This window comes from Paraburkholderia dilworthii, assembly GCF_000472525.1.
In the GTDB taxonomy this organism is placed as follows: domain Bacteria; phylum Pseudomonadota; class Gammaproteobacteria; order Burkholderiales; family Burkholderiaceae; genus Paraburkholderia; species Paraburkholderia dilworthii.
Genome location: NZ_AWZT01000045.1, coordinates 25,402 through 37,714, shown reverse-complemented (window position 1 = coordinate 37,714; position 12,313 = coordinate 25,402). Strand labels below are relative to the sequence as shown.

General features: G+C 61.5%; 11 protein-coding genes and 1 pseudogene. 3 read left to right on the top strand and 9 right to left on the bottom strand.

Going from position 1 to position 12,313, the window contains the following annotated elements:
* Positions 1-16: 16 nt before the first annotated feature.
* The 8 genes from F759_RS0128475 to nifH all read right to left on the bottom strand — a co-directional run bounded on the left by F759_RS0128475 (position 17) and on the right by nifH (position 8,916).
* Positions 17-502: a NifX-associated nitrogen fixation protein gene (locus tag F759_RS0128475; RefSeq protein ID WP_027802861.1), complete on the bottom strand. Its 486-nt coding sequence runs from the start codon at positions 500-502 to the stop codon at positions 17-19.
* Complete coding sequence (gene nifX, locus F759_RS0128470; protein WP_027802860.1) at positions 495-908, bottom strand: nitrogen fixation protein NifX; 414 nt, start codon at positions 906-908, stop codon at positions 495-497. Before nifX ends, F759_RS0128475 begins: the two co-directional genes overlap by 8 nt.
* A 22-nt stretch (positions 909-930) precedes the next feature.
* Positions 931-2,322 (bottom strand): nitrogenase iron-molybdenum cofactor biosynthesis protein NifN, encoded by a 1,392-nt coding sequence (gene nifN / locus F759_RS0128465; RefSeq protein ID WP_027802859.1) that lies wholly within the window; start codon positions 2,320-2,322, stop codon positions 931-933.
* A 25-nt stretch (positions 2,323-2,347) separates the two neighbouring features.
* Positions 2,348-3,829: a nitrogenase iron-molybdenum cofactor biosynthesis protein NifE gene (gene nifE / locus F759_RS0128460; RefSeq protein ID WP_027802858.1), complete on the bottom strand. Its 1,482-nt coding sequence runs from the start codon at positions 3,827-3,829 to the stop codon at positions 2,348-2,350.
* Positions 3,830-4,667: 838 nt separating this feature from the next.
* Complete coding sequence (locus tag F759_RS44415; RefSeq protein ID WP_244438932.1) at positions 4,668-4,829, bottom strand: hypothetical protein; 162 nt, start codon at positions 4,827-4,829, stop codon at positions 4,668-4,670.
* A gap of 16 nt (positions 4,830-4,845) precedes the next feature.
* Complete coding sequence (gene nifK / locus F759_RS0128450; RefSeq protein WP_027802857.1) at positions 4,846-6,405, bottom strand: nitrogenase molybdenum-iron protein subunit beta; 1,560 nt, start codon at positions 6,403-6,405, stop codon at positions 4,846-4,848.
* A 62-nt stretch (positions 6,406-6,467) separates the two neighbouring features.
* On the bottom strand, positions 6,468-7,931 hold the full coding sequence (gene nifD / locus F759_RS0128445) for a nitrogenase molybdenum-iron protein alpha chain (protein ID WP_027802856.1): 1,464 nt from the start codon (positions 7,929-7,931) through the stop codon (positions 6,468-6,470).
* 103 nt (positions 7,932-8,034) lie between these two features.
* A complete protein-coding gene (gene nifH / locus F759_RS0128440) occupies positions 8,035-8,916 on the bottom strand; it encodes a nitrogenase iron protein (RefSeq protein WP_027802855.1) in 882 nt (293 codons plus the stop codon).
* Between the two features lie 375 nt (positions 8,917-9,291).
* On the opposite strand from nifH, the gene F759_RS0128435 reads away from it, so the two are divergent.
* The 3 genes from F759_RS0128435 to F759_RS0128425 all read left to right on the top strand — a co-directional run bounded on the left by F759_RS0128435 (position 9,292) and on the right by F759_RS0128425 (position 10,995).
* Complete coding sequence (locus F759_RS0128435; RefSeq protein ID WP_027802854.1) at positions 9,292-9,711, top strand: group II truncated hemoglobin; 420 nt, start codon at positions 9,292-9,294, stop codon at positions 9,709-9,711.
* Between the two features lie 35 nt (positions 9,712-9,746).
* On the top strand, positions 9,747-10,355 hold the full coding sequence (locus F759_RS0128430) for a hypothetical protein (protein WP_027802853.1): 609 nt from the start codon (positions 9,747-9,749) through the stop codon (positions 10,353-10,355).
* 70 nt (positions 10,356-10,425) lie between these two features.
* Complete coding sequence (locus F759_RS0128425) at positions 10,426-10,995, top strand: ankyrin repeat domain-containing protein (protein WP_027802852.1); 570 nt, start codon at positions 10,426-10,428, stop codon at positions 10,993-10,995.
* 484 nt (positions 10,996-11,479) lie between these two features.
* Here the strand turns inward: F759_RS0128425 and F759_RS40225 are convergent.
* Positions 11,480-12,037, bottom strand: a pseudogene (locus F759_RS40225) (transposase); the annotation flags it as partial.
* Positions 12,038-12,313: the final 276 nt, after the last annotated feature.

Genomic DNA, 12,313 nt, shown 5'->3' with positions numbered 1-12,313 from the left:
CCCCCTCACAATTCCTTCAGGCACTGTACTGTGCGACGGCGGGGTACGTCCGGATCAGCTCGACCGCTTCGCCGAGAAGCTTTGCGCCAGCCTCGGCGAGCTTCTCCAGCGAAGCGAAGCCGAACCGGTGTACGTCGCGCAACTGCTTGTTGACGACAACGAGCCGCCCCGCGAGCAACACCATGCGACCGAAGCCCTCGTGGCTCATCTTCATCATCGGCGAAACCATTTGGCCGGTCTCACGCTCGATCGCCACCGCAATCGCGCTATAGAAAAGCTCGAGCCGCCACAGCGTTTCGGGGTCGGGGTCTCCCATGATCGGAATCGCGCGGCGTTCCGCGGGAGTGTGGATGTACGGCTTGAGCAGTTGCAGGTCGGTCTTTCCGTCCCACACGCCGTGGGCATCTTGCGCGCGCAATTGCCTGACGAGCTGCTGCACGAACGGTACGCGCAGCAACGTTTCGTCGGTGGCCTCGGACGGAATTGTGGATGATTCAGTCATGGGATACCTCATCGTCTTCAAAGTCGAATACTCGCTCGCCATCCTTCGCCAGCGCCTTGCGCAGCCACGGCGGCGGCGTGCCCTTCAGCACCTGTTGCAACTTGCCGAGAATCTCCTCGATAGACTCGGGCCGCGACACCTTGATCGGGTGAATCTTCAGCGCAACCACTCGCGCCGCGGCCGAGCCGCCGATTGCGACGACGTACAGAATCGCGCAATCCTTGACGGCTTCGAGCTTGGGCGCGAGCTTGTCCTCGTCGCCGTCCTCCTCCAGCTTGCCACCAAAGTCGAACGCCTCGACGAACTGGTAGCCGTACGGTGTGACGTTGTAGGTGACGATGCTCCTCGCCCAGCCAAAATGCGCATCGACGAACTGCCTGCCCTGGGTGGCGAACGCGATCTTCATACTGTGTGCTCCTTTAGGTAGGTCAGGCACCGGCCGCGACGACAGGAATGTTCGCTTTTTGCGCCGGATCGCGCGCGGCCAGATCGATAGCGGCCTGCGGCAGCGGCCAGTCGCCCGGACCGTGATGCGGAATTTGCTCGATCATCAGGTTGCTGATCTCAAAGATCAGGTTCATCGTGCCACGGTAGCCGACGTAGCGTCGACGTGCGTTTCCAACGCGGTCGAAGACCGGAAAGCCGATCCGGAAGAGCGGCTTCTGCAGGCGCTCAGCCATCTGCCTGCCGTGCGAATGTGTGATCAGCAGGTCGCAGTCCGCCGCGGCGCGCTCCATGTCTTCGAGATCGCCGATCACGACCTGATCAGCGGGCAGCAACGCGTGCGCTGGTGATCGCGTCGTGCTGATGCAGCAGCGCAACTGCGCGCCCATCTCGTGCAGCATGCTGCCCACCGCGAAAAGCAGATCGGGCTCTGCGCCGATCGCGACCCTTATGCCTCCAGTGTAGAAATGCCCGTCTAGCATCGCATCGAGCAATTGGCTGCGCTGACGGCGGTATTTCGCGGGAACGGGTCGTCGTGAGCGCCGCGCGAGCAAGTGCAACAGACGGTCGGTGGGTTCCAGTCCGGTGAGCCGCTCGAACACTTCGAACGGTGTGCCGGCGATAGCATGCAATGCCTCCGCACCGTCGCGCGTCTGCTCGCCCACACCGATCGTAAATGCCGATGCACCCGCGGCCCGGATCTCCCCGAGTGTGGTACCGCCCAGTGTGGTGCTGCGCCAGTCCGGCGCGATATGGCCGTCGAGCGAGCCGGAAATGTCGGGCAGCACAATGATATCAAAGCCGAACGCTTCGATGATCTCGCGCAGTTCGTCGATGTCGCCAGGCGACAGATGGCTGCCGGGCAGCAGCGTCACCTGATTGGCCACCGTTGGCAACGCCTTGACCAGCGCGTTGACGATTCCGGTAATCGCATGCCGGTAGCCGTCTTCGAACGCGCCGACATAGTCGGGGGTCGACACATAGACGATCTCAGTGTCCTTGAGCTCGGGGTTGCGTTTGCGCACGGTAACGAGATAGCCGTCCACGTCGTCGCCCTCGGTCTCGGTGAGGCCTGTTGAACAGATCGCGATGACCTTCGGCGCAGCGCGCTTGCGGATGTTGAGCAGCGCGGCCTCGATGCTCTCGTAGCCGCCGAGCACCGCGGTGACTTCGTCCATGGCCGTCGTCTGCAGCGGGATCGCCTCCCTGAAGTGGCGCACCAGCAGCACGAGGCCGAACGACGTGCAGCCCTGCGAGCCGTGCATTAGGGGCATGCAGGCATCGAGTCCAAGGAACGCGAGGATGGCGCCCAGCGGCTGGCTCATCTTGAGCGGGTTGACCGCACAGGCTTTCATAGATTCGACGACATCGGCCATAGCATGTTCTCTAGTTCAGGGGGCGTCAGGTTGGTATACCGGGTTCAAGACCCATCACCCACGCCGCGGCGCTCGACAGTGGGTGCGCGACTTGCGTTTGGACCACACCGAGCGCTTGCCCGTCGTCATCCCACGGAGCAGGGATGCGCACCTGTTGCCACACCGGGTTGTAGATCGAGCGGTCGATCTCGTGCACCAGCTCGACCATCCCCTCGTAGCCGCCGTAAGGGTGGTGGCGTTCTTGGTTGATGTCGAGCCACGGTACGTGGGCCTTCAGTGCGACGAACTGTGAACGGCCACCCGACAGCATGATGTCGGCCCGCGCGTCCTTGAGCATCGCGTACATCTCGCGCGGCGTCATACCGTCGATTATGTGGGCGTCGTCGCCCATGATCTCCTTGATCTTGTCCTTGTCCCTCTTAGTGCTCTTTTTGACGCTGGTGCCGACGATTTCGAGCCCTGCTTCCTGCAGCGCGGAAACCACCGACCAAGACTTCACGCCACCTGTGATGAGCAACACCCGCTTGCCGGTAAGGCGCGCTTTGTAGTGCGCGATACGCTCCCACGCGCGCGCTTCCTCGACGGCGACCAGGCGCTCCGTCCGATCGAGCAGATCGTCCGGCGCGCCCTGCTGCACGAGCAGGCTGGCGATACGACGCAGCGTGTCGCTCATGTCGCCGATCCCATAGAACGAGCCCTCAAAGTAAGGGATGCCGTAGCGCCGCTGCATCTTTGTCGCGATGTTGATCATCGACTTTGAGCAGACCATCATATTGACCTTGGCGCGATGCGAACTTGCGATCTCGTTGTAGCGCCCGTCGCCGGAGATGCACGAGAGGATACGGATGCCTAGCGCGTCGAGCAGCGGCTTGGTTTGCCAGAGTTCGCCCGAGAGGTTGTATTCGCCAATGACGTTTATGTCATACGGCGTCGTGTAATCGGGCTCGCGCGTGCCGATCACATAGTTCAGGATCGCCTCGCCGCCAAGCTTGTTGCCGAGATTCTTCGGCCCGGCGAAACCAGGGGAAAGGACCGGAATCACCGGCTTGCCAAATTGTTCAGTTGCGCGCTTGCAGACTGCCTCGATGTCGTCGCCGATCAGCGCAGTGACGCAGGTCTGGTAGACGAACACTGCGGGCGGATCGTATTTCTCAATGATTTCGCGCAGACTCCTGAACAGGCGCTTCTCGCCGCCGTACACGACGTCGAGTTCGTTGATATTGGTGGTGAAGCCAGTGCGATAGAGTTGCGAACCGGACGAAGCGGCGTGCCGGTTGTCCCACGAGTTACCTTCACAGGCAATTGGCCCGTGCACGAGATGTGCGACGTCCGCCACCGGCTGCAGAGCGATCTTCGCGCCGTCGAACGCGCACCCACCTGCGGCCGAACCCGGCGAAAGCCGCTTAGTGCAGCCTCTTTTGCGGTCCTTCTCGCTCTTGCCTTGATTCTTGTCGCAACCCGGCTCGTCGAAAACCTCGGCGATTTGGGCATTGAGCGAAGCAGACATGACATGCTCCTGATGGATGGACGTCTCTCTACCGGCAAGTTCCATACCACCGGAAAACGTCTAGAAAACGCGCGAAATTGGCGCTGAAGCGTGTCGTTCGCGCATTGCCATGGCGGGTTTGAACGGTTTGCGACAGGCGGTTCGCGACACAGAAAACGACAACATACGTTCAATGCCTGCCTTGCCGTTCCGTACGGAGCAGAACCGGTGCGATCGCGTTCGCGCGCGCCCCCAGCAACGCGTCCGGTCCTAGGTGTTCGCAAAGCGCCTTCTCGCATAGCGTGTGCGCTGTGCCACAACGTGTATGCGCCATTCGGGCCGCCTGCCCTGCCGGGCGCGCCCCGCACTTCGAGCGCCACCAACCACTCGTACTCGTCGCCAACCGCGCAGATTGACGGGTACACTGCCTGTCCGTTCGCATCGGAATCGTGATCGTTCAGCGCGAGCAGTCCGCGCAACGTTACCCCGTCATAGACCTCCGCGGTGCTCAGCAAGTCGGACACCGCCGCCTGTTGCTCAAAGTCGTCGCGGGCGAACGGCGCACGCGACGGCACTGAGTCAGACTGCTGGACTACATAGATCATGCCCCGCTCCCTGAGGTTCGTCATGCAGGCTAGCTACATACAGCGAGTGGTTTCGTTTTCAGCTTGCCCGCTACTCGACACCCCTCGCCGCAATCTTCGCCCACACCGCACGAGGTGACCGCGGCGCAATGCCCGCCGGGCTCCGTCGAACTGCTCCGAAGCCGCCGACAACGCACTCTGCGCAATCGGAATCTCCTCGTGCGTCAACGGCAATCGGCGCACACGGGCGCGGCTCTCCGGCAGCACCTGGGCTATCACCTGCCGGCTCGGGCGTTCGAACTGCGGGACGAGGTGATCGACTTGCCCACACCGGCTAGGCAGCACCAGCCGTTGATGACCTCGACCTTACGGTCGGTCTGCGTCATCCTGACCAAAAGTGCATCTACCGCGCCCAATGCATCTGCTGTGTCTGCCATGGCCACGCTCTCCTCGTCAGCGAATGATGTCGTAGCTGTAGTCGGTCTTCGCCACGTCCATCGTGTTGGCGTCGAGCGCTTCGAAGAACTCGTCCAGCAGCGTGACCAGTACCCTCAACGCACCTTCATAGCCCCACGTCGGGAAGCGATGGTAATGGTGGCGATCGAAGATCGGGAACACCATGCGTATCAGCGGCGTTTTGGTATCGCGCTCGAGATATTTGCCGTAGGTGTTGCCGATCAGGAAATCCACCGGCTCGGTAAACAGCAGTGAGCGCATGTGCCACAGATCGCGTTTCGGGTACACCTTACAGCCGGCGCCGTAGGGCGACGCGTCGAACAGCGCCTGCACCTTCGCAGCCCAGGTTTCGTTGCCGTTGGTCGCCAGCACGTGAGCCGGCTCGGCGCCGAGTTCCAGCAGGAACTGCGTGTAGCCCAGCATCTGGTCCGGGTCGCCGTAGAGTGCAAAGCGCTTGCCGTGCAGGTGGGCCTGGCTGTCGGCCATCGCATCGACGAGCTGGCCTCGCTCCTTCTCCAGTTGCGCCGGAATCGGCTTGCCGGTCACGCGCGAGATTTCCATCAGGAACTGATCGGTGCCCGCGACCCCAACCGGTGAGTTCAGCACCACCACTTGTTGGCCATGCTCGCCAATGAACTTGCTGGTCTTCTCGCAGCAGTATTCCTGGAACACGAAGGTCGCCTTCGCGTTCAAGGCGCGCTCGACTTGCTCCTTGGTCGTGCCGCCTTCGTACATCCGGAACTCGCCGTCGGTCGGCGTATTCCACGTTTCGGATGGGTCGCAGATGATGTTCACCGTCACGCCGAACAGATCGAAGATGCGGCGAATTTCCTTCATGTTACCGACCACGTAGCCGTCAAAGCCGCCGATGAAATTAACGCTCTCATCGGACACGCGCACAAGCGGCGTCGCTGTGCCGGCCTTGCCGTCCCAGAAGTGCTTGAGGATGCCGAGGAGCGCGTTGTCGTAGCCGGTCACGTGGCTGCCGACGAAGGCCGGAGTGTGCGCGAACGGCACGTCATAGTCTTCCGGCACGCTGCCCTTCTGCTTGGCGTTCTTGATGAGCGCATCCAGGTCGTCGCCGATCACTTCCGCCATGCAAGTCGTGGAGACCGCGATCATGTCAGGCTTGTACAGGTTGTACGCATTTGCGAGGCCGTCGATCATGTTGTTCATGCCGCCGAACACCGCCGCGTCCTCGGTCATCGACGAGCTGACGCACGACGTCGGCTCCTTGAAGTGACGCGAGAAGTGCGAGCGGTAAAACGCTACACAGCCCTGCGAGCCATGCACAAAACTGAGCGTCTTATGGAAGCCGTTGGCGACGTATACTGCGCCGAGCGGCTGGCAGGCCTTGGCCGGGTTGATGGTGAGCGAGTCGCGAGCAAAGTTCTTTTGCCGGTAGTCTTCGCTCTTGGTCCACTCGACGATCTGCTTGACCTGCTCGTCTGAATGGTTGAACTCGAAATTTTCCTTTTTCACGCGGAAAATTTTCTGGTACTCGGGCTCACGGAACAGGAGTTCCTGGTCGAGAATCTGGTCTGCGGATTGGGGCAAGGGATGCTCCTAAAATTCAACTCAATGGCCTGCCGGCCGGTGATCGGTGCGGTGGCCGGCGCTTAGGTTTTTTTCTTCCATGGCGCCTTGGCGAGCCCCCACACCGGGCTGGAAATGGCCATGTCCATGTCGCGCGCGAAAATGGCGAAGCCGTCGTAGCCGTGATATGGACCGGAATAGTCCCAGCTGTGCATCTGGCGAAACGGCACGCCCATCTTCTGGAACACGTACTTTTCCTTGATGCCGGAGCCGACCAGATCGGGCCGGGCCTGTTCGACGAACCTCTCGAACTCGTAGCCGGTCACGTCGTCGTAAATCAGTGTGCCGTCCTTCACGTAGTGCGTGGTGCGTTGATAGTCGTCGTTGTGACCGAATTCGTAGCCGGTGCCGACCACGTTCATGCCGAGGTCTTGGTAGGCGCCGATCACGTGGCGCGGACGCAGGCCGCCAACGAACAGCATCACGGTCTTGTCCTGCAGGCGCGCTCTGAACTTCGCGTTCACCGCGTCGACCAAGGGTCGATACCTGGCGATCACCCTCTCCGCGTTGGCTTTGATGGTGTCGTCGAAGTGACTGGCGATCTCGCGCAGGCTCTTCTCGATCATCGACGGGCCGAAGAAGTTGTATTCCACCCACGGAATGCAGTACTTTTCTTCCATGTGCCGGCTGATATAGTTCATCGAGCGGTAGCAATGCAGCAAATTGAGCTTGGCCTTGGGCGTGTTCTCAAGCTCCGCGATCGAGCCGTCCCCCGACCATTGCGCGATCACGCGCAGGCCGATCTCTTCGAGCAGAATCCGGCTCGACCAGGCATCGCCGCCGATGTTGTAATCGCCGATGATCGCAACATCGTAAGGCGTCGAAACAAATTCGGGCCGCTTGTCCGGATCGGCCTTGTCGAATATCCAGTCTCGAATCGCATCGTTAGCCAGATGGTGGCCCAGCGACTGGCTGACGCCGCGAAAGCCTTCGCAGCGCACCGGCACAATGGTGTGCCCTTCATACTGCGCACTCTTCTTCTTCGAGACCGCCTCGATGTCATCTCCGATCAGGCCGATCGGGCATTCACTCTGGATCGAGAGGCCCTTGTTCAGCGGAAACAGTTCCTGAATCTCGTCGATGAGCTTGTCGAGCTTCTTGTCGCCGCCGAAGACGATGTCCTTTTCCTGGAAGTCCGACGTGAACTGCATCGTCACGAAGGTGTCGATACCGGTAGTCCCGATGTAGTAGTTGCGACGCGCGGCCCACGAGTACTGGCCGCAACCGACCGGACCATGACTGATGTGGATCATGTCCTTGATGGGTCCCCAGACCACGCCCTTCGAGCCGGCGTACGCGCAACCGCGAATCGTCATCACGCCCGGCAACGACTTGATGTTCGATTTCACACCACAGTCGGGCTTGCCGTCCTCGAAGGTGCCCAAATGCTTGGCGCGCCGTTTGGCCATCTTCTCCGGATAGGCCTTCAGCACTTCATCGATCAGGGCCTTGTTCGCGGCCTTGCGCTCTTCAACAGTGACGCTCATGCGAATGCTCCATAGGGTGAGTATCAAGCCTGGCAGCGGGTGGCCGGCATGGCCCGGTTCATCGCGTGAAGGAGAACACCGGGCCGCGCGCAGCGGCGCTCGCTTAGGCGGTCAGTTCCGCTGCAGGCCTGCCGACTTGCGATTCGTCGACGGACGTCATGATTCCGTGCTCCATTAACAGGTCTTCCAGTTGATCCATCGTGATCGGCGTCGGGATCGTGCCGTTGCCCGCGTTGTTGTGCACCTTGGTGGCGAGCTGGCGATACTCTTCCGCCTGTTTGGATTCGGGCGCGAACTCGATCACCGTCATGCGGCGCAGCTCGGCGTGCTGCACGATGTTATCGCGCGGCACGAAGTGGATCAGCTTCGAACCGAGCATCTTCGCCAGCGCTTCGGCGAGTTCGAGTTCCTTGTCGGTCTGACGCTCGTTGCACACGAGCCCGCCGATCCGCACACCGCCGCTGTTCGCGTACTTCAGAATGCCCTTTGAAATGTTGTTGGCCGCATACATGGCCATCATTTCGCCGGACATCACAATGTAGATTTCCTGCGCCTTGTTCTCACGAATCGGCATTGCGAAACCGCCGCACACCACGTCGCCAAGCACGTCGTACGACACGTAGTCCACGCCGTCATAGGCGCCGTTTTCTTCGAGGAAGTTGATCGACGTGATGACGCCACGGCCCGCGCAGCCGACGCCCGGTTCCGGACCGCCGGACTCCACGCAACGGATGTTGCGGTAGCCGATCTTCATCACGTCCTCGAGTTCGAGGTCCTCCACCGAGCCGGCTTCGGCCGCTAGCGACAGGATGGTGTCCTGCGCCTTTGCATGCAGGATCAGACGGGTAGAGTCCGCTTTGGGATCGCAGCCGACGATCAGGATCTTCTGCCCGAGTTCAGTCAGGGCGGCCAGGGTGTTCTGCGAGGTGGTCGACTTGCCGATACCGCCTTTACCGTAGAAGGCGATTTGCCGAAGTTTAGACATTGCATTTCTCCATTCAGGAAGAAGGGTTGAAACCAGGGTTGCGTAACCGCGACCATGTCAGCCTGTCGTGCCTGTATGGGTCTTCTTATATCGAGTCACGCATCGGCCGGACCTGTGTCCGCGTTGGACTCCAAACGCAGCTTCTGTGCCACGCCACCAGCGGTACTGCGTCGCGTCCGCCCCCCGCGCTGCGACGGTTGGTTCGGGACCTTTGCTCCCCCTTCTGTCCTGTCGATTTCGCGACAAACCACATTAACTTCGTCGCCAATGAAACCATTCGGGCGCGTTTGTCGTGCGATTTCTGCGGCATTGGCCTGCGTGCAGCCGGACAATGGCCGGCTTGCGGCCTGGTTCGGTTATTGCATTGATCGCGCCATGGACACACCAGCCACCCAACCTTCGCGACCCGTGCCGCGGGAGACGCACTTCAACCGTCTAGGCGGCGAGACCGCCGTCATCCGCCTGGTCGACGCGTTCTATCGGCACATGGATACGCGGGCCGACGCGCAGCGCATTCGCGCGATGCATCACCCGGACCTGTCTTCGACGAAGGCGGTGCTTGTGCTTTATCTGTGCGAATGGCTCGGCGCCGACAAGCAGTACTCAGCACAGCGTGGCCAACCACGGTTGCACACGCGTCATGCCCCATTCGCGATCGGCACCGCCGAACGGGATGCGTGGCTAGCTTGCATGCGCGCCGCGTTCGACGACACGGGTGTCGCTCCGGCGCTGCGTGAAGAACTGATGCAGGCCTTTTTCAAAATCGCCGACCGGATGCGCAATACGCAGACGTGAATCCTCTTCAACGCTGTTTAATCCAAGGATCTGTGATGACCGAAACGCTCGCCCACAAGGAAATCGACGACACCGCGTTCGCCCGTCTCGAACACGAAGGCCGTCTGCTCAACCCGGTTCTCAAGGGGCTGACGAACAAGTTCGGCCGGGTCGGCTTCCGCGGCGAACTTGCGCTGCGGTTTGCCCCGAAGCTCGCAGACGAAGCTCGGCCGCCGGAGCTGACCTGCGATCAGGTGATGGCATGCGCGACGATCGGCCATAAGCACTTGCCGTTCTTCGCCGGGTATCTGTTGAGCTTCGAGCATCTGAAGGACGTGGCCGAGGTGCTCAGCGACACGCTCTCGGCGGGTGGCAAATACTTTCTTTTTTGCGACAACATCGACCTGAGCAAGCGATATCAGGTGCCATACAAGGACGCGATGTTCTATGTGTTGCCGATTTTCGAGTCCACCGTCTACAACGAGATGCTCCAACTGCTGCACCTCGAAAAGAACGAATTGAAGAAGAAGGACTCAGGCGGCAAGCTGGATACGGTAGCGGACGCGGCCATAAAGTTCGACGTGACCTTCGACCTGATCACCTACAGCGAAGGGCTTGAATTGATGGGGCCGGTGCGCAACCCCAACGAGAACCGGCCTGTCTGAAGCGCGGGGCCCAACGGCTGCCGCCCGCGCGGCTGCGCCAACCGATGTTCCCTTGCACCCGAAGGCGACCATGATCATACATACCGACACTGTTTTCGTCGTCCGCGAATGCCTGGTCTCGCGCGTTGTCCGGAACGCCGATGCACAACTCGAAACGGTCGTGCCCGCCGCACTTTCCACCTGGCTGGCGTACCACAGCTTCCCTGATCCGCATTCGCGCTGCGTGAACGGCGAAACCCCATTGATGCGCGCCGCGCAACATGGCGAGGACACGGTGGTCGAAGCGTTGCTCGCATTCGGCGCATGCGCCGACGCGCTCGATGACAACGGCAACCATGCGCTCTGGTTCGCGTGCCTGCACGGCGGCCCCGCGACCATCCTGCGGCTGATCGACGCCGGCGCGCCGATCGACCATGTGAACGACGACGACATCACATGCCTGATGCAGGCAGCCGCGAGCGCTCGCCTCGACGTCGTGCAGATGCTGCTTGCGAATGGGGCGAACGCAGAACTGTGCGCACCGGATGGCCGCAGCGCGCTCGACATGGCAGCCGACCTCGGGCTGCAACTGCTGTGCACGGCCCGACAGATGGAAGGAGCGGGCACGCAACGGATCACCACAGCACCGGTCCTCCTCTGAGATGTGAGCCATCGGTCAACGAGCCCATCGGCAGCGAACCCGGTACGGCCCGCATCGTCGACAGGAGATCGGAAGATGAATGGCGAACGCGTGTCTCGTCTCCTCACGTTCGACCAGGTCCGCACGTCGCTGGCGCGACGCCCCGGACGCGCTGCTGCTCGACGCGCGCGACGCCGCCAGTTAGGCACGCGATGGCTGGCCCGGTGCCGTGCGCCTCTAGCCCGCGAACGAGGACGCACCGCTGTTGCGCACCGACCGGCAGCGGCCCGTGCTGATCTATTGCTATAAGGGCAACGCCAGCCAGGCGTAGGCGCAGATGTTCTGCGGACTGCGGATTTACCGATGTATAGGACGTGGTCGGCGGCCATCGTGCATCGGTGGCTGACGTCGATGTGTCAAACCCGTCGTGCACGTGATTGATCGCATGGATGGCCTGCCATAACACTCGGCACAACAGTCGTCGAATCTCCCGGACGCTGAGTGGCTCCCACCGGCGGCCCACGACATTGGCCAGTGTCTGCCGTGTGGCTGAGCGGCTCGGCGCGTAGACCACGTAATACGCTTGTTTCGCGCTTTTCATCGAGGCTGCGCCGCGCCAGCAGGTAGTGTTCGAAACGGCGCTGCTCGGGGTAATCTGCAGGCGCCATAACAGCGTGAGCGCCCAGTCGCACGGACGCCCGCCCTTGGACCCAGCGCCTACCGAAAGACGCCGCCAGGACTGTGCGGGCAAGCGCTTCCACGATCCGGTCGGCACGCACATAATCGGGTCTCTTCCACCACAGCAGCTCATTGTTCGCGACCGCCAGCACGAAGGGCTGTTCGCGCGATTCGAGCCACAGCCTCAGGTGCCGGTCGCCACCGTACACCTCCTCTGCCGTGACCCATGCGCACGGTACTTCGTCATCCGGCACGCGCTCGAGCATTCTGCGCGCGAGCTGCGCCTTCGTTGCAAACGTCACTGTCCCCGAATGCCTGCCTGCTTGCAGTGCGCCCGGTCATCGGTCCACACCTGTCGCGCATACGGCTCGCGGTCGATGAATGATCAGAGTCACTAATAAATCCTTCCGCGCGGACAGCGCGGCGAACACGGCTGCCCGATTGTCCTGCATGGAACCCGGAAAGCGCTGATCTGTTTCAATACGAGGTGTCGTGAGCGCGATAGTCCTGTGTAGGTGAGAGGCGAGGCGCGGGACATGTTTGTGATATACACGGACGTTCGTTCTGGAATAACGCTACGCTCAGGCGCGCAATCTCGCGAAGGCGGCCACCTGAAATTACGTGCCTGCGACCGGACAACGGGACGGCACGCCCCTGCCAG

What these genes read in the sequence shown, in the direction of transcription:
- F759_RS44415 (WP_244438932.1), bottom strand. Translation starts at nt 4,829, where the DNA reads ATGGCAGACACAGCAGATGCATTGGGCGCGGTAGATGCACTTTTGGTC.
- F759_RS0128425 (WP_027802852.1), top strand. Translation starts at nt 10,426, where the DNA reads ATGATCATACATACCGACACTGTTTTCGTCGTCCGCGAATGCCTGGTC.
- nifH (WP_027802855.1), bottom strand. Translation starts at nt 8,916, where the DNA reads ATGTCTAAACTTCGGCAAATCGCCTTCTACGGTAAAGGCGGTATCGGC.
- F759_RS0128435 (WP_027802854.1), top strand. Translation starts at nt 9,292, where the DNA reads ATGGACACACCAGCCACCCAACCTTCGCGACCCGTGCCGCGGGAGACG.
- nifN (WP_027802859.1), bottom strand. Translation starts at nt 2,322, where the DNA reads ATGGCCGATGTCGTCGAATCTATGAAAGCCTGTGCGGTCAACCCGCTC.
- nifX (WP_027802860.1), bottom strand. Translation starts at nt 908, where the DNA reads ATGAAGATCGCGTTCGCCACCCAGGGCAGGCAGTTCGTCGATGCGCAT.
- F759_RS0128430 (WP_027802853.1), top strand. Translation starts at nt 9,747, where the DNA reads ATGACCGAAACGCTCGCCCACAAGGAAATCGACGACACCGCGTTCGCC.
- nifD (WP_027802856.1), bottom strand. Translation starts at nt 7,931, where the DNA reads ATGAGCGTCACTGTTGAAGAGCGCAAGGCCGCGAACAAGGCCCTGATC.
- nifE (WP_027802858.1), bottom strand. Translation starts at nt 3,829, where the DNA reads ATGTCTGCTTCGCTCAATGCCCAAATCGCCGAGGTTTTCGACGAGCCG.
- F759_RS0128475 (WP_027802861.1), bottom strand. Translation starts at nt 502, where the DNA reads ATGACTGAATCATCCACAATTCCGTCCGAGGCCACCGACGAAACGTTG.